The sequence below is a fragment of the Burkholderia sp. F1 genome, from assembly GCF_050813845.1.
Classification (GTDB): Bacteria; Pseudomonadota; Gammaproteobacteria; order Burkholderiales; family Burkholderiaceae; genus Burkholderia; species Burkholderia ubonensis.
This window is the reverse complement of the sequence record NZ_CP172422.1, coordinates 2,343,923-2,370,868: the sequence shown is the minus strand read 5'-3', so window position 1 is coordinate 2,370,868 and position 26,946 is coordinate 2,343,923. Positions and strand designations below refer to the sequence as shown.

23 protein-coding genes and 3 pseudogenes are annotated in these 26,946 nt (G+C 66.3%); 15 read left to right on the top strand and 11 right to left on the bottom strand.

Annotation, left to right across the window (positions count from 1 at the left end):
* Positions 1-161 precede the first annotated feature (161 nt).
* The 6 genes from ACFIMZ_RS29135 (at position 162) to ACFIMZ_RS29110 (ending at position 4,087) form a co-directional block, all read left to right on the top strand.
* A complete protein-coding gene (locus ACFIMZ_RS29135) occupies positions 162-1,139 on the top strand; it encodes a LysR family transcriptional regulator (protein ID WP_431822927.1) in 978 nt (325 codons plus the stop codon).
* Between the two features lie 90 nt (positions 1,140-1,229).
* Positions 1,230-1,703: an SMI1/KNR4 family protein gene (locus ACFIMZ_RS29130; protein ID WP_431822926.1), complete on the top strand. Its 474-nt coding sequence runs from the start codon at positions 1,230-1,232 to the stop codon at positions 1,701-1,703.
* Positions 1,704-1,740: 37 nt separating this feature from the next.
* Positions 1,741-1,989 carry a hypothetical protein gene (locus ACFIMZ_RS29125; protein ID WP_431822925.1) on the top strand — a complete coding sequence of 83 codons (249 nt, stop codon included), beginning with the start codon at positions 1,741-1,743 and terminating at the stop codon, positions 1,987-1,989.
* Positions 1,990-2,288: 299 nt separating this feature from the next.
* A complete protein-coding gene (locus tag ACFIMZ_RS29120; protein WP_431822924.1) occupies positions 2,289-3,290 on the top strand; it encodes an RDD family protein in 1,002 nt (333 codons plus the stop codon).
* A gap of 178 nt (positions 3,291-3,468) precedes the next feature.
* The gene (locus ACFIMZ_RS29115) at positions 3,469-3,774 is read left to right on the top strand and encodes a DUF6881 domain-containing protein (RefSeq protein WP_431822923.1); all 306 of its coding nucleotides are present in this window, start codon (positions 3,469-3,471) and stop codon (positions 3,772-3,774) included.
* A 100-nt stretch (positions 3,775-3,874) separates the two neighbouring features.
* A complete protein-coding gene (locus ACFIMZ_RS29110; RefSeq protein ID WP_431822922.1) occupies positions 3,875-4,087 on the top strand; it encodes a hypothetical protein in 213 nt (70 codons plus the stop codon).
* A 556-nt stretch (positions 4,088-4,643) separates the two neighbouring features.
* On the opposite strand, the gene ACFIMZ_RS29105 is transcribed toward ACFIMZ_RS29110, so the two are convergent.
* On the bottom strand, positions 4,644-4,925 hold the full coding sequence (locus ACFIMZ_RS29105; RefSeq protein ID WP_431822921.1) for a DUF3303 domain-containing protein: 282 nt from the start codon (positions 4,923-4,925) through the stop codon (positions 4,644-4,646).
* 371 nt (positions 4,926-5,296) lie between these two features.
* On the opposite strand from ACFIMZ_RS29105, the gene ACFIMZ_RS29100 reads away from it, so the two are divergent.
* From ACFIMZ_RS29100 to ACFIMZ_RS29085, 4 genes are all read left to right on the top strand, one after another.
* Positions 5,297-5,839, top strand: a complete 543-nt coding sequence (locus tag ACFIMZ_RS29100; RefSeq protein WP_431822920.1) for a cysteine hydrolase family protein — start codon at positions 5,297-5,299, stop codon at positions 5,837-5,839.
* Positions 5,840-6,137: 298 nt separating this feature from the next.
* Positions 6,138-6,788 carry a J domain-containing protein gene (locus ACFIMZ_RS29095; protein WP_431822919.1) on the top strand — a complete coding sequence of 217 codons (651 nt, stop codon included), beginning with the start codon at positions 6,138-6,140 and terminating at the stop codon, positions 6,786-6,788.
* 250 nt (positions 6,789-7,038) lie between these two features.
* Positions 7,039-8,253, top strand: a complete 1,215-nt coding sequence (locus tag ACFIMZ_RS29090; RefSeq protein WP_431822918.1) for a hypothetical protein — start codon at positions 7,039-7,041, stop codon at positions 8,251-8,253.
* A 627-nt stretch (positions 8,254-8,880) separates the two neighbouring features.
* The gene (locus tag ACFIMZ_RS29085; RefSeq protein ID WP_431822917.1) at positions 8,881-11,130 is read left to right on the top strand and encodes a putative bifunctional diguanylate cyclase/phosphodiesterase; all 2,250 of its coding nucleotides are present in this window, start codon (positions 8,881-8,883) and stop codon (positions 11,128-11,130) included.
* A gap of 43 nt (positions 11,131-11,173) precedes the next feature.
* On the opposite strand, the gene ACFIMZ_RS29080 is transcribed toward ACFIMZ_RS29085, so the two are convergent.
* From ACFIMZ_RS29080 to ACFIMZ_RS29050, 7 genes and pseudogenes are all read right to left on the bottom strand, one after another.
* Positions 11,174-12,304 carry a diguanylate cyclase domain-containing protein gene (locus tag ACFIMZ_RS29080; protein ID WP_431822916.1) on the bottom strand — a complete coding sequence of 377 codons (1,131 nt, stop codon included), beginning with the start codon at positions 12,302-12,304 and terminating at the stop codon, positions 11,174-11,176.
* A 46-nt stretch (positions 12,305-12,350) separates the two neighbouring features.
* Positions 12,351-13,312: pseudogene (locus tag ACFIMZ_RS29075) on the bottom strand (chemotaxis response regulator protein-glutamate methylesterase).
* Positions 13,309-15,621: a hybrid sensor histidine kinase/response regulator gene (locus ACFIMZ_RS29070; protein WP_431822915.1), complete on the bottom strand. Its 2,313-nt coding sequence runs from the start codon at positions 15,619-15,621 to the stop codon at positions 13,309-13,311. The pseudogene ACFIMZ_RS29075 and the gene ACFIMZ_RS29070 overlap by 4 nt, the downstream one beginning before the upstream one ends.
* Complete coding sequence (locus ACFIMZ_RS29065) at positions 15,618-16,322, bottom strand: chemotaxis protein CheW (RefSeq protein WP_431822914.1); 705 nt, start codon at positions 16,320-16,322, stop codon at positions 15,618-15,620. Before ACFIMZ_RS29065 ends, ACFIMZ_RS29070 begins: the two co-directional genes overlap by 4 nt.
* Complete coding sequence (locus ACFIMZ_RS29060; RefSeq protein WP_431822913.1) at positions 16,303-17,697, bottom strand: CheR family methyltransferase; 1,395 nt, start codon at positions 17,695-17,697, stop codon at positions 16,303-16,305. The genes ACFIMZ_RS29065 and ACFIMZ_RS29060 overlap by 20 nt, the downstream gene beginning before the upstream one ends.
* Positions 17,698-17,704: 7 nt before the next feature.
* On the bottom strand, positions 17,705-18,205 hold the full coding sequence (locus ACFIMZ_RS29055; protein WP_431822912.1) for a chemotaxis protein CheW: 501 nt from the start codon (positions 18,203-18,205) through the stop codon (positions 17,705-17,707).
* Positions 18,206-18,221: 16 nt separating this feature from the next.
* A complete protein-coding gene (locus tag ACFIMZ_RS29050) occupies positions 18,222-19,898 on the bottom strand; it encodes a methyl-accepting chemotaxis protein (RefSeq protein ID WP_431822911.1) in 1,677 nt (558 codons plus the stop codon).
* A gap of 559 nt (positions 19,899-20,457) precedes the next feature.
* Between ACFIMZ_RS29050 and ACFIMZ_RS29045 the strand changes: the two genes are divergently transcribed.
* On the top strand, positions 20,458-20,754 hold the full coding sequence (locus ACFIMZ_RS29045) for a hypothetical protein (protein WP_431822910.1): 297 nt from the start codon (positions 20,458-20,460) through the stop codon (positions 20,752-20,754).
* Between the two features lie 69 nt (positions 20,755-20,823).
* Here the strand turns inward: ACFIMZ_RS29045 and ACFIMZ_RS29040 are convergent, their stop codons facing one another.
* Entirely contained in the window at positions 20,824-21,048 is a 225-nt protein-coding gene (locus ACFIMZ_RS29040; RefSeq protein ID WP_431822909.1) for a hypothetical protein, read from the bottom strand.
* Positions 21,049-21,184: 136 nt separating this feature from the next.
* Here ACFIMZ_RS29040 and ACFIMZ_RS29035 point away from each other — a divergent pair.
* From ACFIMZ_RS29035 to ACFIMZ_RS29025, 3 genes and pseudogenes are all read left to right on the top strand, one after another.
* Positions 21,185-21,280, top strand: a pseudogene (locus ACFIMZ_RS29035) (hypothetical protein); the annotation flags it as partial.
* A 106-nt stretch (positions 21,281-21,386) separates the two neighbouring features.
* A complete protein-coding gene (locus ACFIMZ_RS29030; protein ID WP_431822908.1) occupies positions 21,387-22,409 on the top strand; it encodes a DUF2891 domain-containing protein in 1,023 nt (340 codons plus the stop codon).
* Positions 22,410-22,524: 115 nt separating this feature from the next.
* Positions 22,525-22,848 carry a hypothetical protein gene (locus ACFIMZ_RS29025; protein WP_431822907.1) on the top strand — a complete coding sequence of 108 codons (324 nt, stop codon included), beginning with the start codon at positions 22,525-22,527 and terminating at the stop codon, positions 22,846-22,848.
* A gap of 27 nt (positions 22,849-22,875) precedes the next feature.
* On the opposite strand, the pseudogene ACFIMZ_RS29020 reads toward ACFIMZ_RS29025, so the two are convergent.
* Positions 22,876-23,013: pseudogene (locus ACFIMZ_RS29020) on the bottom strand (IclR family transcriptional regulator); the annotation flags it as partial.
* Positions 23,014-23,318: 305 nt separating this feature from the next.
* Positions 23,319-25,538: a TonB-dependent receptor gene (locus tag ACFIMZ_RS29015; RefSeq protein ID WP_431822906.1), complete on the bottom strand. Its 2,220-nt coding sequence runs from the start codon at positions 25,536-25,538 to the stop codon at positions 23,319-23,321.
* Between the two features lie 320 nt (positions 25,539-25,858).
* Between ACFIMZ_RS29015 and ACFIMZ_RS29010 the strand changes: the two genes are divergently transcribed.
* Positions 25,859-26,941 carry an asparaginase gene (locus ACFIMZ_RS29010; RefSeq protein WP_431822905.1) on the top strand — a complete coding sequence of 361 codons (1,083 nt, stop codon included), beginning with the start codon at positions 25,859-25,861 and terminating at the stop codon, positions 26,939-26,941.
* The last annotated feature ends 5 nt before the right edge of the window (positions 26,942-26,946 follow it).

The window sequence follows — 26,946 nt, the reverse complement described above, 5'->3', positions numbered from 1 at the left end:
GCGTCTCCATCGTTATTTGCCCGCGGCTCGTGGTCCGCGGGTCCCGGTCGAGTATAGTTATGCGCAGAATCCTGTAGTACCGACAAAGAATCCGGTCGGATGTGCAAATTTGCATATCGACGGCCGGCCCGGAGACCCTCCCGCCTGAACCCCGCCTGCCGATGCGACACCACCCCGAGCCGGTATCCGGCAACCTGAACTGGGACGACCTGCGGTTTTTCCTGGAAGTGGCGCGCACGCAGCGCGCGAGCGGCGCCGCGAAGCGCCTTGGCGTCGACTACACGACCGTCGCCCGGCGCATCCGCGCGCTGGAGGAGGCGATGGGCACGCTGCTGTTCGACAAGTCGCGTTCCGGCGGGTTTGTGCTGACCGCGGAGGGGCAGCGGCTCGTCGCGTATGCGGACGCGATGGAGACGACCGTGCAGTCGGCCTGCGACCAGGTCGCCAATACCGGGCATGCGTTGTCAGGGCACGTGCGGATCGGTTCGACGGAAGGCTTTGGGTGCTTTTTTCTTGCGCCGCAGCTTGCGCAGTTCCGCGCCGCGCATCCGCATGTGACGGTCGACCTGCTGCCGGTGCCGCACTTCGTCAGCCTGACGAAGCGCGAGGCCGATCTCGCGATCACGCTCGAGCGGCCTGAGCGCGGGCCTTACGTGTGCACGAAGCTGTGCGATTACCAGTTGCGGCTTTATGCGACGCGGGCGTATCTGGCGAATCATGCGCCGATTACGGGCGTGGGTGATCTTGCCGCGCACACGTTCATCAGCTACGTCGACGATCTCGCGTTCAGCAGTGAGCTGCTGTATCTGGAACGCGCGGTGCCCGGGGCGACGGCGGGGCTGCGCACGACGAGCGTGATCGCGCAGTATTTCGCGGCGCTGCAGGGCGGGGGGCTGGCGATCCTGCCTTGCTTCATCGCCGCGCAGCAGCCGGCGCTCGTGCCGGTGTTGGCGGATGAGGTGGTCGTGACGCGGTGCTTCTGGCTGACTTGCCGGGAGGATTTGCGGAAATTGCGGCGGGTGACTGCGCTGTGGGATTACCTGCGTGCGGCGGCGGATGCGAATCGGGCATTGCTGGCGGGGGAGTCGGGGGAGTTGCGCTTTGTTGGCGCGCCTGACCCGCTGCCGGGATTCGCTTGATGCGAACGGCGTTCGTCGAACCTGGGCTTGGTGATTGTTCAAAGAAGACCCCATTTTGGCGATAATCGACTTTCGCTAACGGGAGTGTGAATGTTCAATCGAATCATCGTGCGTAAGGCCGCTTCTGCTTGCCCCACATCGGCGGAGGTCAGCGCGGCCGAAGAGAAGCTGCAGACAAGGTTTCCGAAAGACTATGCGGCGTACATTACGCGGTTTGGCGAAGGCGTCCTCGGCGGCGATTTCGTTCGAATTTATCCGCCCCGGAAAATCCTGGCGGAGCTTGAAGAATGGCGGGCGCGCATCGATCGATACTGGTTCTGGGATGCGGGCCGAAGTGTTCTGACCAAGGACGCGGCGTCTCGCGCGATCGTCATCGGCGATACCACGGTGGGTGACGAGCTGATCTTTCATCCGGACCTTCCTGATCGGGTATTGGTCCTGCCGAGAGAAAGCGAGTCGATCTTTGTGGCCGGGGACGGACTGGAGCAGGCGATCGAATGGCTATGCACGTCGGGCGAACTCGGCGAGCCGTTCGATGAACGTGATTTCGAGGGGTTTGCTTGAACAGCACTCATCGGTTCAGGTAGAAGGAACCGTCGGAATGAAAAGAATCGCTTTGCTTTGGAAAATTGTAAGGAACGATCTGCGCATACTCGGGTATGCGATGTGGCATCCCGAACGCCCTGGATGGCTGATTCCCGCGATCGCTTTGGTCGCGCTGTACGCGATCGATCCTTTCAATTTCGCTGTTCCATTCGTCGGGATTGTGGACGATGGCGTACTGGTCCCAATGGCGTTGCACTTGATGGTCCGCTGTCTGCCAACTCGGCTGCAACGCCTGCGCCGCTGAAGAGGGATCAAATCAGGAAGGTGGCGCCGAATTCGGTTAGGATTTGTCGATGCCTGCCATCGACCGCAGGAATGCGAGTGCGCCACCGCGCTTCGCTGGCAAGCGTCGAACGCGGAGTGCTCCGATGGCGAGTCGGCATGATATCCCGGCGAAAGGATGTCCTTGCCAAATTGAAACCTTTATATCTGACCGAGTTTCGGAATCTGACACGAAGATTATCGGCGAAATCGCCTTTTCCTTTTGACAATCGTCGTGCGCTCGGCGCGACGTCCAGGAAAAATAGATACAAATAGAAAGACATGACGACAAGTGAAAATGCGGTAGACGAAAGCGTGGGAGGTCGCTGTGACGACGTCGCCGGGTTTTGGCGCAGGACGGCGGCGTTTGGCATCGATTGCATCGTGCTTGGGCTGATCGGACTGGCACTGGCCATTTTATTCTTTGATCAGTTGGCCGCAATTGGACAGTGGGGGCGGTTGATTGGGTTTCTAATCGGCTCGATTTATTTCGGTTTGATGGAAGGCCATGCCGGACGGAGTCAGTCATTCGGAAAGCAGGCGTTAAAAATCAAGGTCATCAGATGTGACGCGGACGGGATTGCAACGCTGAGCATGACACAAGCGTGCCTGCGCTATGCAATTGTTGCTGTTCCGACCGTTCTCGGCGGTATCGCGTTTGTCGACCTCCCGGCGCTGAATTCACCTCATGCGGCATGGATCTCACGGGTTAACTCATTCGCCGTATTTCTGTGGGGCGCAGCGCTGGTATACCTGCTCGCGTTCAACCGGCCTAGCCGACAATCGTTGCAAGACCTGGCAGTCTCGAGTCTCGTCGTTCGAGTCTCCACGAAGCAGGCACGCGTTGTTCAGGTTCGCAGAAAGCACTGGGTCGCGCTGGGCGCCTTCGCCGGCCTCATACTGCTCGCGAGTCCGTACGTAAATCGATTTCTTGCGTCGAAGCTGACGGAGCTGGAACAAATCCAGCGTGCAACGTTGTCGGTCCCTTCGGTCATGCGAAGCGGTGTCACGATGAGTAGCATCAGGCATGTCGGATCGTCGGGCGATGCGCCTCGCACTGTTACCACTATTTCCGTTGTAAGCGGATCCCCGATGCTACAAACCGAACAGGGTACACATGCGATTGCGCGCGCTGCTTTTGGCGCATCGCCGATGCTCGCAAACCAGGACGTTGTTACGATTGTTTCCGTTCGCAGCGCCGACCTCGGCATTGCCTCATGGCGAACACAGTTCGTCGAAAGTTGGCCGGGCCGCCAATGGCCATCGAAGATGACATCGCCATGAGCGTTTCGTCGGTCGGTTTATGCGTTTTGCATGACACGAACGCCGCAGACGATCTTCGCGCACCGTCGTCGGACGCAGTGAGGCCAGATGCGGTCACTGGTGCTCGTTGCCTGAATCGCCGACAATCGGGCGGTCGAACGCCCAAAGCAGTTACTTTGACGCGTACGGAGAGAGGTCAATGAGAGATGAATTGATTGCAATCGACGTTGCGTGGAAGCACGCTTTCGAAGCGGAGCCGGTCCGTCTGATTTCCTTGCTTGACCAGGACCGTTATGAGGTGCGCAAGCTCGAATTTTTTCGCGACGGGCGAGTGGGGTTTGCCGACGCAACGAGGTCGATGCTCGGAACGGAGCTTGGAGAAATTCCGGTGCCTTCGTTGGCCGAGATAAACGCCGATCCCCAGTTCGATGCGCGGGAAACCACGTTGGAAGCGTTCCAGGCGCTATGGTCATCCCATGCTGCACGTATCGATCACGCCGACTAAGTTTGACCAGAAACAGTCGCTCGACGTCAGTATTTGAATCGTTGACAGTCGATGTACACGTGTACAGCAGGCATGACTTGGAGCAGCGCAAGATCGATAAATGACTACGAAACGCACAAAATCTCGGCTAGCTGCCGAGCTCGGTCGCTTCGTGCAGCAATACGCCCGCAAGGCCCAGACCTCGGAGCCGAACGATCGGCAATACGATCGCAAGCTAGAGAAGAAAATGAAGCAGCTTTCCCCGTCCGAACTATCTGACCTCCTTTCCGGAGACGAGCAAGAGCCGAATGAGTCGGGGTGCGATAAAGGCTGACAGCGGCCCATGAACGGTCGGTAGAGTTAGACTCCCGTTTTCAATCGAATCGAGGAAAACATGGGGGCTACTTCAATGGAATCCGCAGTTACCTTGCGTCAAGCCTACCTGGTCATGTTCGAGTTTCTCCAGCGAGAATGGATGCGACTCGATAAACCGGATGCATTGGGTGCGCTCCTCGGCAATCTTGCTCTTTGGGGCGACTCAAATGGGAACGGAACGCCGATGGACGCAGCTGTATTTCCGGAATGGATGGAATGCGCAAACAGCGTCTTGGAGCATGAACGTCGAGGCCCTGGCTATGCAGGCGCCGACATCCGACTGACATAGTGACCCTGACTATTTCTTGGGTCAGGGTCAAATCACAAACGTATCTGGCGCCTGTATGGCAAGGCCGGGTTAAGCGTGCGCAAGCGACAATGCCTCTCTAAATTGAATGGCCGCCTTCTGGGAGGCCGTTTGACCGCAGGGAGGCGGTAGCGACGGCTCACATCACCCCCGAGTTCATCGATGTTCGAGAGGCGTCGCGCGGGAGGGGCGTGAGCTCCGACCGGATTTACTTCATTACACGCTCGAAGACCTCGCCCAGTTCGGCATCTTCGATCACCGGCGCGATATCGAGCTCCATCAGGTCGCTCCACATGTACGCGAATTCGGTCAGCGTCTTCGCATCGTCGGTCTCGAGCAAATCGAACCCGCCGCTCAGGTCCGCTCGTGTCCAGCGGCCGAGCAGCTTGACGCCCGCCGGCGGAAGTCCGCCGGTCTTCTGAAATCGCTCGATGGCTGCCGCCCGGGATAGCGTGTCCGGAGCCCACGTGAACGTCAGCATGAATTTCATGGCTACCTCCCGACGGAGCGAATTGGCTGAATTCATTTTAGGCAACCGAATTCAACCACTGCCAGGGGGACAGGTATCTGCAAGGGGGATTTTCGTAGCCCGGGGTTCGGCAAGATGTCACTCGATCCGAGTTGTCCGCCGTGCACAATCAGCCGATGAATCGATGATGCGGGCGGCCGATGGCCTGAGCTGCATTGTGCGCGTCGAGCGGCTTGCGGGTCTGGGCGAATCCAGTGGTGTGGCCGCCATGTTGTAAAGTTGCCTGTCGCATTAGCGACGTCCGCCAATCAGGCACAGAACCCCGAATCGATTTGAAGTTTCCACTACCACGACACATGCGCTCACTTCTTCCGTCTCCTGGCGCCGTCCTCTTGTTGATTGACCTGCAGCGAGCGATTGACCATCCGAGTTGGGGCGAACGAAACAACCCTCATGCGGAGACGCAGGTTCGCCGATTGCTTGTCCATTGGCGCAGCCAGGGTTGGCCGGTATGGCATGTTCGGCACGACTCCACAAACCCGGAGTCTCACTACCGGCCGGGCCAGCCAGGACACGAATTCAAACCGGAGGCGGTCCCGGTGGCCGGCGAACCCGTCATCCCGAAACAGACGAACAGCGCGTTCATCGGAACCGACCTGGAAGCCCGGCTTCGGGCTGGCGGCCACGACGCGCTGGTCGTGGCAGGCGTCATCACCAACAATTCGGTCGAGGCGACCGTTCGCATGGCCGGCAATCTTGGCTTCCGTACCTGGCTCGTGGCTGACGGCTGCTTCACGTTCGCACGCGCGGACTGGAATGGCACGCCCCGAAGCGCCGAAGAGGTTCACGCCATGTCGCTGGCCAATATGCATTCCGAATACTGCACCGTCGTTACGGCGGATGCTCTATTAGGTGCTTCCAGCCACGCAGCATGACTTCCCGAAGGCGGCATTCGAAGGTTGAGGACACGTTAGTCCGCTTCAGGTCGTCACCCGTCGACGAGCGAACGTCCGTCGTCAAGTGAACCCCGCATCGGATGATTCAATCCTGCAATTGGTTGCAAGAACGCGAATCCCGTCCGGCTCACCTGCGGTGTCGTCGTACGCGAACAGTTTCTCGAGCGTCGTCGGCCTATCCGTGCGGATTGCAGCGATGGCCGAGGTTGCCGCCCGCTAAGTTGACGCCGTGGTGCCATGCTACGATCGACACGATCCGACTTCCATCCGGTGCGCAATGACGACGCTGTATGAATTGCTTGGTGTGCGCGAGGACGCCACCGACGAGGAAATCAAGCGCGGCTATCGGAAGGCCGCGATGAAAGCGCATCCCGACCGCAACGTTGGGCGCGAGGCGTCCGCACATGCGCGGTTTCAGGAGGTCAAGGAGGCTTACGCGATCCTGTCAGACCCTGCGCAGCGCCGCGTCTACGACACCGTCTATGCCGAGGAGATGCTTCGTCACGCGCGCCTGCGCGAAGAAGAGGAGCGTCTGCAGGCGGAGCGCGATGCGGAATACGCGCGGTTTGTGACGCTGGCGATGCGCTTTGCCGAGCAGGGGCACAACCGCGACGTCGTGTTCGGCGTGTTGCTCGGACGTGATTGTGAAGTGCCGCTCGCCGAACGCATTGCCGGCAGCGTGGTCGAGCTGCATGCGTCGCGGCAGGCGAGGGCGTCACGGGATGCGGAGTGCGATGCGTCGGTGACGCAACACGATGAGAACGCGGCACGGACGGCGTCGGACCGGGACGCAGATGAATCGGACGGGATGTCGCAACCGGTGCCGGAGCACGCGCCGAAGGATGACGCCCGAAAGAACGACGAACGCGCGGTGCACACGGATTTTTTCAGCGCGTTGTGGCATAGCGTGTTCGGGCTGCGCCAGTGAATCCGCATGCGATCGGTGCCGGGTTCGAATAATCTTGTTTCATCGAACACGTCGTGCAAGACGGCTATCGGCCACCTTTGGCCGGTCGACGCCGCCGCGTACATCATCGACAATCCAGCTTCCTGACCGGCGTTACCGTTTTCCGATCGAGCACTGGCCCAGGTACGGGCTTGAATCGGCATGAATTCCAACGAGAGCACGGCTTCGAAAGTATTTGCCCCTCAGCAAAGATGAACACGGAGTTTCGATATTGAGCCGCCACGTCGTTTCATATTTGAGATTGGCTGCTTTGGCCATGCTGCTCTCGACGCTATTTGCATGTGGAAATGACCTGGATCAGGACAAGGCGTCCACTGGGCAAGACAATGCTCCCTTCAACATACCCGTCATAGCCCGCGATGAGTCGCAGAAGCCTGGCGTGAACATTGATAGCGTGATGGTCGTTTCCGCTGAATACGATCTCGCCTACCGGTCGAACCGGTACTCCGAAGAGAAAGAACAACGCCTCCAAGGCAGAAAGCAACGGTTGCAAGGCGTCGCGATAGTAGGAGAACTGCCCGCTCGCAACAAAATTCAGTGGGGCCCATCGGAGCACGGTAACCTCGATCTATGGCCATCCACCCCGGCATCGACCCAGAGGACAGATCGGCTCTACGTCAATTGGGTAACCAGAGAAACGGTCGGTGGGCGTACGTTTTACGACAACATGACCGCGACGCTCAGCGTTCCTGTATCTCTTAACCAGAACGCAATCTTGTTTCTCCATTTTCTTCCCGGAAACCGCGTGGCTGCCGACTGGTTCGGCAATGCAAGCTGGAGTACGCCGGAAACACAATGGACGTCGATTGCACCTCGCCAAGAGGTTCCGGGCCGGTTGGGGCCGCAGCGGGTTGCGATGAAACTGCTCAACACCTCTGGCCAGAAAGTAAGCCGCGTGCAAATCGAACAAGTCGCGGCCGCCGGTGCCGAGAAGAGTCCGTCGAATCAACTGCCCAACGCGGCACTCGCGGCATGGTGGATTGCTGGTTTCGGGGATGTCGCCGCTGGATCGCCAACGGCACCAGCACAAGGAGAGAGCCCCGAATGCTCCATGGGGCATTATGGCGACACTTGTGAATTTTCTGTCGTATCGCCGGACGGAAGAGCGGGTGCTCGACTCAAGATGACGTGGCTGGAGCAGCATTCGGCCGGAACCTGGAATTGCGAGCGTGCGGAAGTCGACGTTCCGCCTTATTCACTGAAAAGGCAGGTATCGGGCGTGTGGCGCGTGGGCGACGAGATAACGAATACCGTGTGGATTCGCATCCTGCCGGACCATCGTGTCAGCGCCGAAGTTCACGATAGCGCGCTTACAACGGCCAATATCAACGCGGGTCCTGTCGAAGCGCCAGGCATTGCAAGAACAGTCTCCGTGTGCGGTGGCAAAGGTGGGAGTTCGATCGCGCAGTGCTGCGACGAAAAATAACTTGATGCCACATGGAATGCGTCGTGCTGCCTGCGTTCCGGTCATGCAATCCAGAATATCGGCCGCGCTTTCAACGTCTGCTTCCGATGGCATCAAACGATCGCTTCAGGTCGTAAGCAGTCGAAGGAGCAGATCCATAATTGAATGATCCAGCCGCCAGTGAATTGAAAGGCAACCAAATCAAGGGCTCGCGATTGAACGTTCGACGCCCTGGCGAGGCAGGGGAGCGAGCGGTTAAAAATGCCCGAGCCTCGACATGCACAGCGCTATTGATTCGCCGGCGAGTACATCGATCGAAGTGTTGACCGACGTCACAAAGCCAACCCATTCCTTGCAGCACCATCGTTTCGAAACATGCAACGATCGAATCGGTTGGTTTGAGGGAAATCCCGCGAGCAAGAGCCACCAAACCCCGGCCCATCCCGTGCAACTCCCTATGCATATGAATGCGCTGCCTGTCACGGATTGGTGCTTAAATGTACCGGTACTACGGCACGACGCCCGCCCGGTCTCCGTCCGGCTTCGCCACCCATTGGCGTAAACCCGGATACGGAACCCCGCGCGCCGTCACGATATAACGAATCAGACGCCCTAGACGCGACCGAAACCACTCGCCAGGTTTTCATCTTGGATACCGAACCGCAAAGCCCGCGCTACAGCCTCGGCCTCGCGGCCGAAGTGCTCGCGTCCGAGCAGAGCGTGCTGCGACTGATCACGCGCAACACGCCGCTGCCCGAACTGCTGGCCGAAGTCTGCCGCCGCGCCGAGGCGCTGCTCGGCACGGGCTCGTCCTGCACGATCATGCTGCTCGACGACGACGGCGTGCACATCCGCGTCGGCGCCGCGCCGTCGCTGCCCGGCCATTACGGCGCGGCGATCGACGGCGCCGCGATCGGGCCCGTCGCGGGCTCGTGCGGCACGGCGATGTTCGAACGCCGGATGGTCGCGGTCGAGGACATCGCAACGGACCCCCTGTGGGACGCCTACAAGGGCCTTGCGCTGCCGCTCGGCCTGCGCGCGTGCTGGTCGGTGCCGTTCCAGGACGAAGCGGGCGCGGTGCTCGGCGCGTTTGCGGTCTACCATCGCGCGCCGCGCCGGCCGACCGACGAGGAAACGGCGCTGCTGCGCGACATCAGCAACAGCGTCGGGCTCGCGGTGCACCAGGACCGGATCGCCCGGCAGCTTGCGCGCAGCGAGGAACATCACCGTCTCGTCGTCAACAGCCTGAACGAGGGCATCCTCGTCGTGTCGCACGACGGCACCGTCACCGCGAGCAACCCGAGCGCGCAACGGATGCTGCGTGCGCAGGGCAGCATCGTCGGCTGCCGCTTGTGGAGCCTGGTGACGAGCGTGACCCGCGAGGACGGCACGCCGATCCCGCCGGACGACTGGCCGAGCCGGCGCGCGCTCGCGACCGGTGCGCTGCAGCTCGGCTATACGGTCGGCCTCGGTCTCGCCGACGGCGACATGATCTGGGTCAGCGGCAACGCGGTGCCGATCGTGAAGCCGGGCGACGCGCAGGCCGACTCGGTGCTGATCTCGTTCAACGACATCGGCCCGATGCGCGAAGCGCAGCAGAAGCTGCGCTACCTCGCGACGCACGACGCGCTGACGGGCCTCTACAACCGCCGCTGGCTCGCGGACCGGATGCGCGAGCTGTTCGGCGCGCGCGACGGCGCGGCCGAAGCCGCGCGCGTCGCGATCCTGTTCATCGATCTCGACGGCTTCAAGAAAGTCAACGACACGGCCGGCCACGATGCGGGCGATGCGCTGCTGCGCAGCGTCGCGTCGCGGCTCGCGGACTGCGTCGGCGAACGGCACGCGCTCACGCGCGTCGGCGGCGACGAGTTCGTGATCCTGGTCGACGACTACGACGCGCCGGACGATCTCGCGGCGCTCGCGCGACGGGTGATCGACGCGATCGCACGGCCATTCGAGGTCGCGAACAACGAGTACTACCTCGGCGTGTCGATCGGCATCAGCCTCGCGCCGCGCGACGGCGACGACGCGGCGACGCTGATGCGCAACGCCGATTCCGCGATGTACGACGCGAAGCAGCGCGGACGCAACAACTTCACGTTCTTCACCGCGCAGCTGAACCTGCGGCTGCAGCGCCGTTTCGCGATCGAGCAGTCGCTGCGCCGCGCGCTCGCGTCGAACGCGTTGCGGCTCGCGTACCAGCCCGTCGTCGACGGCCGCAGCGGGCGCACGGTCGGCGCGGAGGCGCTGCTGCGCTGGACCAGCGCGGAGCTCGGGCCGCTGTCGCCGGCGGAGTTCATCCCGGTTGCCGAGGACACGGGCCTGATCGTCGCGATCGGGCAATGGGTACTCGAAACCGCATGCCGCCAGGCGGCCGAATGGCGCCGCACGATCGCGCCGGACCTGATGATGGCCGTCAACCTGTCGCCGCGGCAGTTCCACGACGGGCTCGTCGAATCCGTCGACCGCTGCCTCGTGCAGGCGGGGCTCGACCCGTCCGCGCTGGAGCTGGAGATCACCGAAGGGCTGCTGATGTACGACACCGACACGGTGCTGCCGATGCTCAGGGCGCTCACTGACATGAACGTGCGGATCTCGGTCGACGATTTCGGCACCGGCTATTCGTCGCTGTCGTACCTGAAGCGCTTTCCGCTGCACAACCTGAAGGTCGACCGCTCGTTCGTGTCGGGCGTGCCGGAACACCGGGATGCGGTCGCGATCACGCAGGCCGTGGTCGCGATGGCGCATTCGCTCGGGATGAAGGTCACGGCCGAAGGCGTCGAGACCGAAGCGCAGTCGTCGTTCCTGCGGCAGATCGGCTGCGACAAGCAGCAGGGCTACCTGTTCAGCCGGCCGCTCGAACCGGCCGAATACGCGCGCCGGCTCGTCGCGTCGTAAGCCGCGAGAAGCCACGTGAAGCCGCGCGCGGCGCGTCCGGGCGTCAGGCGGGCGGCGTGCCCCCGTGCGCGCCGCCTTGCGCCGCCGGCGCGGCCACGTCGATCGCGACGCGGTTCTTGCCGTCGCGCTTCGCGCGGTACAGCGCGCGGTCCGCGGCCTCGAGCAGCGACGTCTCCTGCGTATCGACCGCCGGCACGACGCTCGCGCCGCCGATGCTGATCGTCACGTAGCGGCCGGTCGACGACTGCTCGTGCAGCAGCTTCAGCGCCTCGATCGCGAGGCGGATCTTCTCGCCGAGCAGGCGCAGGCCGCCCGGCGACGTGCCGGGCAGCACGACCGCGAATTCCTCGCCGCCGAAGCGCGCCGCGAGATCGCCCGCCCGGCCGAGGCAGCGCTCGATGGTCGACGCGATCTGCTTGAGCACGTCGTCGCCGGACACGTGGCCGTAGGTGTCGTTGTACAGCTTGAAGTTGTCGACGTCGATCATCAGCAGCGACAGCACCGCATGCTCGCGCGCGCCGCGCCGCCATTCGGCGCTCAGGTACTCGTCGAGATAGCGCCGGTTCGACAGCCCGGTCAGGCCGTCCGAGTGCGTGAGGCGGCGCAGTTCGAGATTGGCCTGCAGGAGCTGCTGCTGCGACTGCCGCAGCGCGCGGTAGGCTTCGTCGCGCTGCAGCTGGTTCACGTACGAGCGCGAGTGGTAGCGGATGCGCGCGACCAGCTCGATGCGGTCCGGCAGCTTCACGAGGTAGTCGTTCGCGCCGGCGGCGAACGCCGCGCTCTTGATCTCCGGTTCGTCCTTCGTCGACAGCACGATGATCGGCACGTCGCGGGTCGCCGGATTCGCGCGGTACGCCTTCACGAGGCTCAACCCGTCGGTGCCGGGCATCACGAGGTCCTGCAGGATCACGGTCGGCCGCGTCTGGACGGCCGCGATCATCGCGTCGCCCGAATGCGTGCAGTAGTGGAAGTCGATGTTGTCCTCGTCGGCGAGCGCGCGGCGCACGGCTTCCGCGACGATCGTCTGGTCGTCGACGAGCAGCACCATCACCGGCACGTCGGTGGCCGGCGGGGTCTGCAGCGCCTTGCGCGCGGCTTCGAGCGCGGTGTCCGCGGCGTCGGCGGCGGGCATCCCGCCGTCGTCGCCCGGGCTTCGCGTGGTGTCACTGGTCATGTCGATACCTGTTTCTGCCTATGCTTGTCGCGCGTGTCCATGGGGTTCAGGCCCGGGCGAGCGCCGCCAGCTCGCCCGCGATGCGGTCGAGCGGCAGGATCGCGCGCGCCGCGCCGAGCGTCGCGGCCGCCTTCGGCATGCCGTACACCGCGCTCGTCGCTTCGTCCTGAGCGACCGTATGGTAGCCCTTCATGCGCATCGCCTTCAGGCCGATCGCGCCGTCGCGGCCCATGCCGGTCAGCAGCACGCCGATCACGTCGCCGGGCCAATGCTCGGTGACGCTGCCGAAGAATACGTCGACCGACGGCCGGTAGGGCGTGGCGATCGGCTCGCGCGTGTATTCGAGCGTACCGTCGCGCGCAATGCGCAGGTGGTCGTTGGTCGCGGCGAGCAGCGCGACCGACGGCTGCGGCCGGTCGCCTTCGCGCGCGATGCGCACCGTAAGCGGCGTCTGGCCGTCGAGCCACTGGGCCATGCCGTCCGCGAACGCCTGGTCGACGTGCTGCACGATCACGATCGGCGCGCCGAAATCGGCGGCCCGACCGCGCTCGCGACGAGCGGCCCGCTGTCGCCGCGCGCGACACCGGCCGCGCGCGGGGCGCGCGGCGGCTTGTCGAGCAGCCGGCCGATCTGGTCGATCTTCGCGAGCAGGAGCCGCGTGGTGTCGCCGTTCGCGCCTTCGCCGAGGCGCGGCGTGTCGACCGCGTCGAGCGCGCCGGCGCCCATCGCCTCGTATACGCGCCACGCGTTCGCGCCGATGCTGCTCGTCACGACCAGGATCGCGCACGGCCGGCCCGACGACATGATCCGCCGCGTCGCCTCGACGCCGTCGAACTTCGGCATGATCAGGTCCATCAGCACGACGTCCGGCGGCTGCGCGGCGCACATCTCGACGGCCTGCGCGCCGTCGGTGGCGACCCACAGCACGCGGTGCTCGGGCCTGAGCGCGATCGCGCGACGCATCGCCTCGACGGCAAGCGGAAGGTCGTTGACGATGCCGATGTTCACGGGCGGGCTTCTCCTATCAGGTCGCGTACTGCATCGAGCAGGGTTTCATCGTGGAAACTGCTTTTGGCGAGGTAGTAGTCGGCGCCGGCATCGAGCCCGCGCCGGCGGTCTTCCTCGCGATCCTTGTACGACACGATCATCACCGGCAGGGCTTTCAGCGCGCCGTCGCGCCGAATCAGCGTGACGAGCTCGATGCCGTCCATCCGCGGCATGTCGATGTCGGTCACGACGAGATCGAATGCCGCGCCGCGCAGCGCGTTCCAGCCGTCCATCCCGTCGACGGCGACCGTCACGTCGTAGCCGCGTTTTTCCAGCAGTTTCCGTTCGAGCTCGCGTACCGTCAACGAATCGTCGACCACCAGCACGCGCCGGCTGCGTGCGACGGCGGCGTGCTGCTCGCGCTGCACGCGGTCGAGCTGGCCGCCGCGCACGAGCTTGTCGACCGAGCGCAGCAGGTCCTCGACGTCGATGATCAGCACCGGCTCGCCATTGTCCATCAACGCGGCCGCCGCGATGTCCTTGACCTTGCCGAGCCGGCGGTCGAGCGGCTGGATCACCAGCATGCATTCGCCGAGGAAGCGATCGACGGCGATGCCGCAGGCGTCCCATTCGTCGCCGATCACGACGGTCGCGACGCTGTCGCGCGCCGGGTCCGGCGCGCGTGCGCCGAGCAGCTGGTGCGCGGTGACGAGCCCGATCGCGCGGCCGTCGAAGCGGAAGTGCTGCTGGCCTTCGAGCATGTCGATGTCGTTGCGCGCGAGCTCGAGCGTGCGGCGCACGTGCGCGAGCGGGATCGCGTATGCGTCGCCGCCGACTTCGACGAGCAGGCTGCGCACGATCGACAGCGTCAGCGGCAACTGCAGCACGAAGCGCGCGCCGCGCCCCGGATCGGTGAAGATCCGCACGGCGCCGCGCACGGCCTTCACCATGTCGTGCACCGCGTCGAGCCCGACGCCGCGGCCGGACATGTCGGTGACGCGCTCGCGCATCGAGAAGCCCGGCAGCAGCAGGAAGTCGAGCAGCTCGTGATCGGACAGCCGCGCCGCGGTGTCCTCGTCGGCGAGCCGCCGCCGCACGACGGCGGCTCGCAATGCGTCGAGGTCGATGCCGGCGCCGTCGTCGCTGACGGAGATCAGCAACTGGCCCGCGCTGTGGCGCGCTTCGAGCGTGACGCTTGCCTCGGCCGGCTTGCCGCACGCGACGCGCGCGTCGGGCGTTTCGACGCCGTGGTCGAGCGCGTTGCGCAGCAGGTGGCCGAGCGGCGCGTCGAGCATGTCGAGGATGTCGCGGTCGACCTGCGTCGTCTCGCCGACGATCGAGAGCCGCACGTGCTTGCCGAGCGAGCGCGCGAGATCGCGGACGATGCGCGGATACGCATGCGCGGCGTCGCCGAACGGGCGCATCCGGCAGCGCAGCGCCTCGTCGTACAGCTGCTGCGCGAGATGGGTGCTACGGCGGTCAAAGCGGTCGAGTTCGTCGATGCGCGCGCCGAGCTGCAACTGCAGCTGGCCGAGCCCCTGGCGGACGTCGTTCAGCGAGGCGAGCGCGGCCGGGTCGAGACGCTCGGCGAGCGTTTCGACGAGCACGTCGAGCGTGCGCGCGACGTCGCGCTGCATCCGCTTGATGCGCAGGATCGACCCGGTGAACGGCTTGAGCCAGTGCGATTCGACCAGCGACTCGCCGGACAGGCTCAGCAGCCGGTCGAGCTGTTCGGCGCGCACGCGCAGCATTCGCTGCGGATCGTGGCGCGCGTCGGGGTGGGGCGGTGACGGCGGCTGCGCGTTTGCGTCGTGCGACGGATCGGCCGGCGCGTGCGGCGCTTGCCGGTCCGACGCGGCGCTCGGCGTGCCGGCGCGATCGTCCGCTTCCGGCATTGCGTGCATCGGGCCCGCGCCGCGCGTATCCGGCGCGCCGTTCGGGTCTCGCCCGGCCAGCCGTGCGGCGAGCGCGTCGATGTCCGAGCGCGCGACCGCCGTCGCCGGATCGGCGTCGCCGATGCGCAGCAGCAGGTCCACGCCGTGCAGCAGATCGTCGATATGCGCGGCCGTCAGCGTCAGCGCGCCCCGTTGCGCGGCGACGAAGCATTCCTCCATCGCGTGCGCGACCTTGACGCCGTCATGCAGGTCGATGATGCGCGCCGCGCCTTTCAGCGAATGCGCGGCGCGCATGCACGCTTCGAGCGCGGCGGCATCGGCGCTCGCATGCTCGAGCGTGAGCAGCCCGCTCGCGAGCGCCTGCGCCTGGGTCTGCGCTTCCTCGCGGAACAGGTCGAGCAGCGACATGCGCGTCAGGTCGTCGTCGGTGCTCATCGCAGGCTCCGGGCGAGCGAGTCGAACACGCCGTCGGCGTCGAGCAGGCCGAGCGTCGTGTCGCGCCACGCGAGCAGGCCGCGCGCATGCATCGCGGCGGCATGGGCGAGCGTCGTCGGCGCCGGCAGCAGCGCGGATGCCGCGAAACGCAGCACGCCCTCGACCTCGTCGACGGGCAGCGCGACCGTGTCGCCGCGATGCTCGACGAGCAGCAGCCGTGCATGCGCGTGGCGCGACGCATGCCGGCCGGCGGCGTCGCGTTCGAGGCCGAGCAACGCGCCGAGCGACGCGGCGATCGTCAGCGTGCCGTGGACGTTGACGAGCCCGAGCACCACGCCGTTGCGCCGATGCGGCAGCGGATGGATCGGCCGCGGCCCGTCGATCTGGCGCAGCGCGGGGACGGGCAGCCCGAGCCATTCGTCGGCGATCCGGAATGCGAGCGCGGACTGCGGCGCGTTCGCATCGTCGGCGCGCGCATCCGGCGGCGCCTCACGGGCCGTGCGCGCGGCCTCGGCGAAATCCGCGTCGGAGACCGGTCGGTCGAGCAGCGTCGCGGCGGCCTGCGCGAACACCGGGCAGTTCAGGCAGCGCGCGTGCGCTACGAGGCGCGGGCACGAACCGTCGCCGCGCGTGCCGATGCGGTTCCAGCAGTCGTCGATGCGCGGCGTCGGCGCGCGTTCGTCATGAGCGGCGTGAACCATCGGTTCCTCCGCGATCGTCCGTCCGGTCCGCCGTCGGCGCGCCGCGCTGCGCGTTGGCGCGTTGCGCGCGCGCCATCAACTGCCGCGCGCCGTCGGCGTCGCCGGCCGCGTCGCGCAGCGCGGCGAGGTGCGTCAGCGCCTCGTAGTGGGCCGGCTCCAGATACAGCGTCTTGCGATAGAAGTCCTGCGCGTCGGCGTCGAGGCCGCGCGCATCGGCGATCAGCCCGAGCAGGTAGAACGCGTCCGCGTGCGGCCCGTGCACGATCGTGAACGCGTGAGCGGCGCGCTCGGCCTCGTCGAGCCGGCCGGTGTCGGCGAGCCGGCGCGCGTCGTCGAGCGTCGGCGCGGCGCGAGGCGGCAAGTGTCCGTCGGGCAGGGCGGCCTGGGTGCGCGCGACCGGTGCGGGTGCCGCGGGCGTAGGCATGTGCGCGGCGGCGGCGACGCGGGCCGCCGGCGCGAACGGCGCCTTCGCCGGACGCGCCGGCTGGGCGCGCGCGGCGTTCGGTGGCATGCCGTCCGGTGCCGTTGCGCCCGCTGTCGTCGGTGCTGCCGCACCAGGCGGCGCGCGATGGAACGCGAACGCGAGCGGGATGCGCGCGGGCGTCAGCGGATGGCGCATCATCAGGCCGGTCTCGGCCGGTCCGACGAAGATCGTGCCGCCGCCCGCGAGCTGCTGGTCGAGCAGCCGGATCGATTGGTCCTGCGCGTCGCGGTTGAAGTAGATCAGCACGTTGCGGCAGAAGATGAAGTCGTAGCGCGCATCGGCGTCGAGCGGCAGGTCGAACAGGCTCGCCCGCACGAACCGGACCGGCTCCTGCACGCGCGCGTCGAGCCGCCAGCCGCTGGCCGTCTCGTGGAAATGGCGGTCGCGGAATTCGAGCGGATGGCCGCGAAACGAATTGCGGCCGTAGAGGCCGTCCCGGGCGCGCTCGATCGCGCGCGCGCTGATGTCGATCGCGTCGATGCTGAAGCGCGACGGCCCGATGCCGGCGTCGAGCAGCGCCATTGCGATCGAATAGGGCTCCTCGCCGGTCGAGCACGGCGCGCTCAGCACCCGCAGCGCGCGCGCCGGCTCGCGCACGAGCCGCGCGTCGGCAAGCCGCGCGAGCGCGGCGAACGCCTCGCGGTCGCGGAAGAACCAGGTTTCCGGCACCACCAGCGTCTCGATCAGCGCCTGCCGCTCGTCGGCCGACGCGTTCAGCAACTGCCAGTAGGCGTCGATCGCGCCGTCGCCGGCCCGCATGCGCGGATCGCCCAGCGCGACGCGCGCGCGTTCGGCGACGGCGCGCGCCAGCGCGTTGTTGCCGAGCGTGGCGGGGTCCATGCCGGTCTCGCGCGAGAGCCACGCGTCGAAGCGGGGATCGTCGGCGTTCATCGCGGCGTCATCCGGAGATCGCCTGCGGCAGCGGCTGCGCGGGCGGGAACAGCAGCGCGCGGGCGTCGTCGTCGAGCATGCGCCGGACGTCGACCCATTGCACGAATCCGGACGCGTCGCCGGCAACCGGCCCGAGCCAGCGCGCATGCGGCGTCGCGATCCCGCTGTCGGCGAACTGCGCGGGGTCGATCCGGCTCGTCTGCGTCGCATGCTCGACGATCAGCCCGAGCATGCGCCCGGCCGCGTCGCCCGCGTCGGGCCGCGCATCGTGCGTGCGGTAGCGCACCACGACGAGCCGCGTCGAGCGCAGCCGGCGCGCCGCGCGCCCGAGCGCGAGCTGCGCGACGTCGACGACCGGCACCGGCTCGCCGTGGCGGTCGATCACGCCGGCGATCCACGGCGGCGCACCGGGAATCGACTTCACCGGCGCGAGCGCCAGCACTTCGACGATCTGCGTCGCCTCCAGCGCATAGCGTTCGCCGTCGAGTTCGAAAAGAAGGAAGAGCATCGTGTCGTTCGGCGCGTCAGCCTTCGATCTTGAAGCGCGACACGCCGGTGCGCAGCTGGTTCGCGACCAGCGTCAGGTCGTCGATCGCCTGCGACGACTGGCGCAGCGATTCGGCCGTCTGCTGCGCGGCTTCCGACAACTGCGACAGCGCCTGCGTGATCTGCTCGGCGCCGGTTGCCTGCGTCTGCATTCCTTCGTTGACCGTCTGGAAGCGCGGCGCGAGCGTCTGCACCTCGTGGATGATCTGCGACAGCTGCCCGCCGACCTGCTGGATGTCGCGCATCCCGCGCCGCACTTCCTCGGAGAAGCGGTCCATCCCCATCACGCCGGCCGATACGGCCGACTGGATCTCCTTCACCGTCTGCTCGATGTCGTCGGTCGCGACCGCCGTCTGGTCCGCGAGCCGGCGGATCTCGGTCGCGACGACCGCGAAGCCGCGGCCGTATTCGCCCGCCTTCTCCGCTTCGATCGCCGCGTTCAGCGACAGCAGGTTGGTCTGGTCGGCGACCTTCGTGATGGTCGCGACGACCTGGTTGATGTTGACCGCCTTCTCGTTGAGGATCGCGAGCTTCGCGTTCACCGAGCCGGCCGCCTCCATCACGCTGCGCATCATTTCTTCCATGTGCGCGAGGCCGCTCTGGCTCGCGCCGGCGAGCGCCGCCGACTGCTCGGCGACCGACGACACCTCGTTCATCGTGTGCAGCAGGTCGCGCGACGTCGCGAGGATTTCGCGGGAGGTCGCGCCGATCTCGGTCGTCGTCGCGGCGGTCTCGCTTGCAGTGGCCTGCTGCTCCTTCGACGTCGCCGCGATCTCGGCGACCGACGTCGTGACCTGCAGCGACGATTGCTGCGCCTGCGCGACGAGGTTTGCGAGCTCGTCGCTCATCCGGTTGAAGCCGTCCTGCAATGTGCCGAATTCGTCCTGGCGGCGCAGGTCGAGCCGCTGGGTCAGGTTGCCGGTGCGCATCGCGTCGTGCACTTCGACGAGGTGCGCCATCGGCCCGGTGATCGCGCGATACAGCGCATAGCCGAGCGCGAGCGCGGCCAGCAGCACGACGCTCAGCGCGGTCGCGACGGTGGCCTCCGCGCCGGTGACCGACCCGCGGATCACATGCGCCGAATCGTCGGCCTGGCCGTGGTTCTCGTCGACCAGCGCGTCCGCGGTGCGGATCACGGGGTCCCACGTCGCGGTCAGGCGCGCGAAGCCGGCCCGCGCGGCCGCGCGGTCGTCCGCCGCCGTACGGGTCAGCTCGTTCGCGAGCTGCAAGTACTGGTCGTATGCAGCCCGGAATTCGCGGAACCGCGCCTTGTCGTCGTCGCGGAACAACGTGGCCTCATACCGGGTCGACGCCTGTTCGAGATGCCGAAGCGCGTCCGGCATCCGGTCGAGATCGCGCTTCGCGGCATCCGCGTCGGTGTCGACGAAGATCGCCCGCTGCAGGATCAGGTAGCTTTCATTGGCGGCGGCGCGCAGCAACGTCGACTGGAACAGGCCCGGCACCGAATCCCGCAGCAGGCTGTCGGCCTCGTCGTCGATGGCCTTCAAACGGGTGTATGAAATCGCGGCCATGACAAGCATCAGCACGAAAATCGTGCCGAAGCTGAGCACGATGCGCGTGCCGAGCGTGAACCGTCCGCCGCGCAGCGGGGCGGGCAGCAGGGGGATGCCGGCACGGGGCGTCGCAGTGGCCATGTGTGTCTCCCGGAGGATTGGAGGCGTAGGTGGTCCGGCGGCGCGGCATGCGGGAGCGAAACGATTCGATCCCGGATTCTCGCGATCGGCCGAATGGCTTCCGGTCTTGCGCGTTTGCCGACGCTCCGCATGCTGTCATGCGGGGCGCTTGATCGCAATCGAATTTTCTGCGCATTGCCGCGCGCTTTTTCATGCCATTAAAGATAGGTTATTGTTCGGAGGATTGTCGTAATTCGATTGGAAAGAAATTTCCGTTTTACGCGCATGCATCGGCCAGAAGCGACGCATGCCGTTCCAGCCATTTCGGCGTCGGGAAAGCAGACGTCGGCCGCCGGCGGAGAGTGCATGTGTGGCAGGCTTGCCCGGCAAGCCAATCGCGATGAAAGCGGCGTGCGCGTCGGTGAATATCTGCCGCCTGAATCCCGATCGGCAAGCGACGCGATATCGCATTCGGTCGGGAATGGCTGCCGTATCGGCGGGACGTTCAATAAAATGCGGCGCCGACGCAACGATGGAGCAAGCACGCGCGATGGAGTATGGAAAGAGACGTGACGATGCGATGGGTACGTATTCGCGCAGCTATCTGGTCACGCTCGGCCTGGCGTTGGCGGTGCTGGGCTTCTTCGGGCTGTCGCTGCACGACGCGATGAACGGCGACTGGGTCCCGTTCGCGGTCGCGTTCCTGGTCGCCTGCGGGCTCGGCGGGCTCGCGATGATCCTGGTCGGTCGGTTCGGTTCCGGTCGCACGGTGGACGGCTGGGCGGACGCCACATCATCCCATGACGCCGCGCTGATCGTGATGGCGATCGCGTTTCCGCTCCATCTCGTGTTGCGTCACTTCTACAAGCGGCGCTAGTCGGCAGGCAGCCGGACGCCGCCCGGCCGACCGGGGCGGGCAGGTCCGCGACGGCGCGCAGGCCGGCCGTCAATGGCTGCGCGCGTAGCCCTGGATCAGCGCTCGCATCATCCCTTCGACGGTCGCGTCGCGCAGGTCGGCTTCCTGCTCGACGTCCTCGACGAGCGCGGCGTAGGCGGTGGCGAGCGTCACGCGGTCGACTTCGTGGCGCTGTTCCATCAGCGTCACCATGCCGTCCCTCGCCAGATGGGCGGAGAACGCGCGGCTGCCGATGGTCTCGTATACGTCAATCATGGCGGCTCTCCCGAGTGCGGCGGATGCTTTCCAGTTTAGTTGCTGCATGGGGCTCCGCCATGCGGGCGGCCCGTCCGGCGGGGCGGGCGGGGCGGGCGTGGGCCGGCCGCCGGCGCGCGGCGAATCATCAGACTAAATGCGCGGCGGGCGGCTCTGCGGTACGCTGACGGCGCCGATGCCCGCGAGCTTCGACATCGCGGGCGCGGCGCTGCTCGAACCGAAGGACAAGCACGGCGCGATCGACGCGCAATGGCCGCCCGCGGTCCTGCTGCTCGCGGCCGACGCGCTGCGGATTGCCCGCGTCCGTTTTCCGTTATCGACGAACCGACGAGAGGACCATGACTGCACGACTCACGCCCGACATCGCGTCGACATTCGCCTCGCTCGCGCTCGCGCACCTGACGCGCGAATATCCAAACCGGCTCACGCATTCACTCGCCGGCCCGCAGGACGTGCAGGAGCCGCGCGCGCTGCATCCGATCTTCTACGGCAGCTACGACTGGCATTCGTGCGTGCACGGCTACTGGCTCGTGCTGCATCTGCTCGAACGCTACCCGACGCTGCCGGAGGCGGAGCGCATCGTCGCCGTCGTCGATGCGCATTTCAACGACGCGAACGTCGCGGGCGAGCGCGCGTATCTCGCGCTGCCGCATAACGGCGGCTTCGAGCGACCGTACGGCTGGGCGTGGCTGCTCGCGCTCGCCGGGCAGCTCGAGCGGCTCGCGCTGAAGGGCGCGCTGCCGCAGGCCGCGCGCTGGGCCAAGGCGTTCGCGCCGCTGACCGATGCGTTCGTCGCGCGCTTCGAGGTGTTCCTGCCGAAGGCGACCTATCCGGTGCGCGTCGGCACGCATTTCAACACCGCGTTCGCGCTGGCGCTGACGCTCGATTTCGCGCGCGACACGCAGCGCGACGGGCTCGCGGCGCTGATCGCCGACACCGCGCGGCGCTGGCACCTGAACGACGTTGCGTGCCAGGCGTGGGAGCCGTCGGGTGACGAATTCCTGTCGCCCGCGCTGATGGAGGCGGAGCTGATGCGGCGGGTGCTCGCGCCGGCCGAATTCGATGCCTGGTTCGCGCGCTTCTTGCCCGATCTCGCGCGCGGCGAGCCGGCGACGCTGTTCGTGCCGGCGACGGTGAGCGACCGCAGCGACGGCAAGATCGCGCATCTCGACGGCTTGAACCTGAGCCGCGCGTGGTGCCAGCGCGCGCTCGCGAAGGCGCTGCCGGAAGGCGATGCGCGCCGCGCGCGCTTGCTCGACGCGGCCGACCGGCATCTGGACAGCGCGCTCGCGCATGTCGCCGGCGACTACATGGGCGAGCACTGGCTCGCGACGTTCGCGACGCTCGCGCTGGCGGCGTGACGCGCGAAACCCCGCTGCCGGCAAGGTCATGCGCGCGCGGCTATACTCGCCGCTCGGGCCGTTTCTCGCAACGCGCATCGCGCGAAGCGGCCATCCTCCAGTTCGCTGCATCGTCATGGACAAGCTCATTGCCTACGTCGCCGCGATCCACGGGCTTGCCGGCCCCGTGTCGATCGTCTCGCACACCACGTCGCACGACCGCTGGACCGACGACGACGTCGAGGTCACGCGCGACGAAACCGAATACCGTTTCGACAATGGCGCGATCGTGCGCCGTTCGGTCGAGCAGGATCGCACGCCGTCCGATCTGCTGTGCGCCGAATGCTGGATCGACTACGACGTGATCCGCCATCCCGATGCGCAGGCGATCAGCCCGTCGCGGCTGACGTTCGACAACGCATGCCGTGAGACTTTCTGGCTGCGCTATCAGCTCGCGTGAGCCTGAACGTCTGCGCCCGAGCCTGCATCAGCCGCGGGGAGGCGCGAGCCGGCTCGCCGCCTCCCGTATCTTCGGCACAGCCTCCAGCAGGTCGTCGAGCGTCGCCCGAGCGGTCGGCGCATGCACTGCGAGCGCCGTGAGCACCCGGCCGCTCGCGGCGTCTTCGTAACGAATGCGCTCGATCAGTTTGCGATCCGGGGGAACGAGCGTGCTTTTGTCGGCCGACTCTACAAGCCGGACGAGTTTGATCAAACAGGACGCCGAGTAGAGGTCAACGTAGGTCCGGGGTGTCCAAACCATTGCTGTCCAAACCTGCGCCCTGCACCTGACGGGCATTGACGTGACATGCCACCCTCGACAAGGCCCGCATTATTGCGGGCCTCAGATGCAAGCAGACCCGCGCCGTCCCGATCGTCCCGCTGGACGCCGCGCCGCCCGCAACTGCGCAGGCGGCGCGGCATCCGTCGACGTCACTGATAGAAGTTCAGCGTCACCATCGCCGAGCGTCCCGGGGCCCACGTCGCGTAGATCGGGTAGGCGCTCGCGTAGTACTTCTTGTCGAACAGGTTCTGCACGTTCAGCTGAACGTCCATCGTCTTGTTCACGCGCCACGTTGCGGCCGCGTCAAAGCGCGCATAGCCGGGCGTCCACTTCCTGACCGTCGGCGACACCGACGCGTAGGTCTTGCTCATCACCGTCGCGCCCGCGCCGAGCGTCAGCTTCGGCATCACGTCGTAGCTCGTCCACAGCGTGAAGTTGTGCTTCGGCACCATCACCATCGGCAGGCCCGACGCGCCGGGGCTGCCGGGGCCCGCATCGGTCGTGACCGCGTTCATGTACGTGTAGCCGCCGAACATGTGCCACTTGGGCGTCAGGTTGCCCGCGAAGCCGAGCTCGACGCCGCGCACGCGCTGCGTGCCGGCGTTGATCGTGTGGCCGAGCCCGTCGCTTACGCGCGCGTTGGTCTTCTCGGTCTGGAACAGCGCGGACGTCAGCGACAGCTGCTCGTGCAGCACGTCCCACTTCGCACCGATCTCGATGTTGCGCGAGCGCTCCGGCGACAGGTCGCGGTTGGCCGCGGTGATCTGGTCGGTGCCGCCGCCGAGGCCGCCGTTCGCGCCCGGCGGGTTCGACGACGTGCCGTACGACGCATACAGGCTCACGGTCTGCACCGGCTTGAACACGAGGCCGAACTGGTAGCTGAACAGGTTCGACGTGTTCGACAGGTCGGCGACGCCGGCCTGCTTCGCGGTGATGTCGTAGCGGTCGAAGCGCAGGCCGGCGTTGAACCGCCAGCGCTCGGACAGCTTCACGGTGTCGAACACGTACGCGGACGCGGTGGTCGTGCGCGTGTTCGTCGTCGCGCCGGGGAAGCCCTTGTCGCCGTTCAGCACGATGTTGCCGGTCCACGGCATGTTCGGGTTCCAGCCGCCCGCGAGCGGCGTGCAGTTGCCGGCGACCGAGCACGGGCCGCCCGTGCGGATGTTGTTGCCGGCCGCGTCGGTGACGAGATAGCCCTCGTAGCGGTTCTGTTCCTGGCCGAGCTCGACGCCGGCCGTCAGCGTGTGCTGCATGCCGAACAGGCTCGCGCGGCCGGTGACTTCGGTCTGGTTCGCGAAGCCGTTGGTCGCGTACTTGCCGCTCTTCGCCTGCAGGCCGAGCAGGTTCGGATTCGACGCGAGGATCTGCGGATTGGTCGCGACGAAGTCGAGTGTCGAGCGCCCGAACATCGTCGTGTTCTTCAGCTTCCAGTTGTCGTCGATGCGATGCTCGACGCGGATTTCGCCGGTGTCGGTCTGCCCGTAGCGGTAGTCGCGCGTGTTCAGCCCGAAGAACCGGCCGCGATCCGTCGGCACCGGCGTGCCGCCCGACGCGCGGAACGGCGCGCTGAAGTCCGGCATGTCGTACGCGTTCATGTGGTAGTAGCTGATCGTGACCGTGGTCGGCGTGTTCAGTCCGAACACGATCGACGGCGCGACGCCCCAGCGCTTGTTGTACACGTCGTTGCGACCGGCCTGGTTAGCGTCGTGGCCCATCACGTTCAGGCGCACCGCGGTCGTGTCGTTGAGCTTGCGGTTCGCGTCGATCGTCGCGCGCTTGTAGCCGTCGGTGCCGAAGCCGATGCTGCTGTTGATGAAATCATCGTTCTTCGGCGTCTTCGTGACGATGTCGATGCTGCCGCCGACCGAGCCGCGGCCCGCGTAGACGGAATCCGGACCCTTGATCACGCTGATCTGCTCGACCGCGAACGTCTCGCGGTTCTGCAGCCCCGAGTCGCGCATCCCGTCGACGAAGATCGAGTTGCGCGACTCGAAGCCGCGAATCACCGGGCGGTCGGCCGACGGGTTCGCGGCCGCGTCGCCGCCGAGGAACGTGATGCCGGGCACCGAGCGCAGCGCGTCGGCGAACGTCGTCACGTTCTTCTCCTTGATCAGTTGCTCGGGGATCACCGTGACCGAGCGCGGCGTGTCGAGCAGCGGCGCGGTGAACTTGTAGGACGGCGAGCGCTTCACCTGCATGTCCGACAGCGCGGACGACTGGACCGCGATCGTCGGCAGCGTGGCGGCGGAATTGGCGGCGGCGCTGGCGGCGGGCGTCTGTTGCGCGGTGGCGAGAAGCGGCGTCAGGAAAACGGAGCAATACAGCGCGGACACGAGGGCTCGAGGCCGCGTCTTGAACTGGGCAGGCATAGGAGAGGCAGCGGAAGTATCGGTGATCGGCGGCGTGCAGGCGGTGGACGAGGTCCGCGGCAATCCTGCACGTCAATCTGAATGCGTATGATTCGCATTTACGCCCGCAATTCTAGGGATTGTCGTTAAATATGTAAACACTTGATTGATTTGTGTACTAAAACGGTCGTGGCCGGCTTGCGCGCGGGGAGCGCGCGCCTTTGCACCGGGCGCAACACCACTTTCCATGCGCGCTTTCGCCTGGCGCGGAGGGGACTCGATACACTTTCGCCTCGGTTTGACGAGGCCCCGATCACGCGGCCGTGAGAAATGGAGACAGGATGGAAACGAACGGCGCAGCGGTAGTCACGTACCGCGGAAACGCGATCGAGAACACGCATGCGGCACACGTCGCGGTGGTGGACGCGCACGGCAGGCTGCTGTACCGGCTGGGCGATCCGTTCCGGATGACGCTCGCGCGTTCGGCGGCCAAGCCGGCGCAGGCATTGTCGGTGCTCGAGACGGGCGGCCCCGACCGGTTCGGCTTCGACGAAGCGGACCTCGCGCTGATGTGCGCGTCCCACAGCAGCGAGGACCGGCATGTCGAGCGAACCCGCGCGATGCTGTCCAAGGTGCACGCGCAGGAATCCGACCTGCGGTGCGGCGGGCACGCGCCGCTGTCCGACGCGGTGCTGCGCTCATGGATCAAGCGCGACTACAGTCCGACCGGGGTGTGCAGCAATTGCTCGGGCAAGCATGTCGGCATGCTGGCCGGCGCGCAGGCGATCGGCGCCGCGATCGCGGACTACCATCTGCCGGACCATCCGATGCAGGTGCGAGTGAAGCGCGTCGTCGCAGAAGCATGCGGGCTGCGCGACGATGAGGTCGAGTGGGCGATCGACGGCTGCAATCTGCCCACGCCGGCGTTTCCGCTCGATCGCCTGGCCCGCATCTACGCCGGCCTCGCGCATGGCGCGGACGCCGCGGACGCCATGGAAGCCATGCAAGCCTGCAACGCGCCGCACGACTCACGCATCGATGCGCTCGCGCGGATTCATCACGCGATGACGCGCCATCCCGAGATGGTCGCCGGCGACGGCCGGTATTGCACCGTGCTGATGCGGGCGTTCGGCGGCAGCGTCGTCGGCAAGCTCGGCGCTGATGCGTGCTACGGGCTCGGCGTGCGCGCGTCCGACCAGACGCGGCGGCTCGGCGCCGACGGCGCGCTCGGCATCGCGGTCAAGATCGAGGACGGCAACATCGACGTGCTGTACATGCTCGTCAGCGAGCTCCTTGAGCGGCTGCAGATCGGCACGGCGGCGCAGCGCGAGCCGCTGGCGGCGTTCCATCGCCCGCGGATGCTGAACACGCAGGGCGTCGAGACCGGTCACGCGGCGTTCCCGTTCGAGCTGCAAGCAGCCTGACCGGC

Coding starts and splice junctions, on each gene's coding strand:
- ACFIMZ_RS29135 (WP_431822927.1), top strand. CDS start 162: ATGCGACACCACCCCGAGCCGGTATCCGGCAACCTGAACTGGGACGAC.
- ACFIMZ_RS29130 (WP_431822926.1), top strand. CDS start 1,230: ATGTTCAATCGAATCATCGTGCGTAAGGCCGCTTCTGCTTGCCCCACA.
- ACFIMZ_RS29125 (WP_431822925.1), top strand. CDS start 1,741: ATGAAAAGAATCGCTTTGCTTTGGAAAATTGTAAGGAACGATCTGCGC.
- ACFIMZ_RS29120 (WP_431822924.1), top strand. CDS start 2,289: ATGACGACAAGTGAAAATGCGGTAGACGAAAGCGTGGGAGGTCGCTGT.
- ACFIMZ_RS29115 (WP_431822923.1), top strand. CDS start 3,469: ATGAGAGATGAATTGATTGCAATCGACGTTGCGTGGAAGCACGCTTTC.
- ACFIMZ_RS29110 (WP_431822922.1), top strand. CDS start 3,875: ATGACTACGAAACGCACAAAATCTCGGCTAGCTGCCGAGCTCGGTCGC.
- ACFIMZ_RS29105 (WP_431822921.1), bottom strand. CDS start 4,925: ATGAAATTCATGCTGACGTTCACGTGGGCTCCGGACACGCTATCCCGG.
- ACFIMZ_RS29095 (WP_431822919.1), top strand. CDS start 6,138: ATGACGACGCTGTATGAATTGCTTGGTGTGCGCGAGGACGCCACCGAC.
- ACFIMZ_RS29080 (WP_431822916.1), bottom strand. CDS start 12,304: ATGACCAGTGACACCACGCGAAGCCCGGGCGACGACGGCGGGATGCCC.
- ACFIMZ_RS29070 (WP_431822915.1), bottom strand. CDS start 15,621: ATGAGCACCGACGACGACCTGACGCGCATGTCGCTGCTCGACCTGTTC.
- ACFIMZ_RS29065 (WP_431822914.1), bottom strand. CDS start 16,322: ATGGTTCACGCCGCTCATGACGAACGCGCGCCGACGCCGCGCATCGAC.
- ACFIMZ_RS29060 (WP_431822913.1), bottom strand. CDS start 17,697: ATGAACGCCGACGATCCCCGCTTCGACGCGTGGCTCTCGCGCGAGACC.
- ACFIMZ_RS29055 (WP_431822912.1), bottom strand. CDS start 18,205: ATGCTCTTCCTTCTTTTCGAACTCGACGGCGAACGCTATGCGCTGGAG.
- ACFIMZ_RS29050 (WP_431822911.1), bottom strand. CDS start 19,898: ATGGCCACTGCGACGCCCCGTGCCGGCATCCCCCTGCTGCCCGCCCCG.
- ACFIMZ_RS29045 (WP_431822910.1), top strand. CDS start 20,458: ATGGGTACGTATTCGCGCAGCTATCTGGTCACGCTCGGCCTGGCGTTG.
- ACFIMZ_RS29040 (WP_431822909.1), bottom strand. CDS start 21,048: ATGATTGACGTATACGAGACCATCGGCAGCCGCGCGTTCTCCGCCCAT.
- ACFIMZ_RS29030 (WP_431822908.1), top strand. CDS start 21,387: ATGACTGCACGACTCACGCCCGACATCGCGTCGACATTCGCCTCGCTC.
- ACFIMZ_RS29025 (WP_431822907.1), top strand. CDS start 22,525: ATGGACAAGCTCATTGCCTACGTCGCCGCGATCCACGGGCTTGCCGGC.
- ACFIMZ_RS29015 (WP_431822906.1), bottom strand. CDS start 25,538: ATGCCTGCCCAGTTCAAGACGCGGCCTCGAGCCCTCGTGTCCGCGCTG.
- ACFIMZ_RS29010 (WP_431822905.1), top strand. CDS start 25,859: ATGGAAACGAACGGCGCAGCGGTAGTCACGTACCGCGGAAACGCGATC.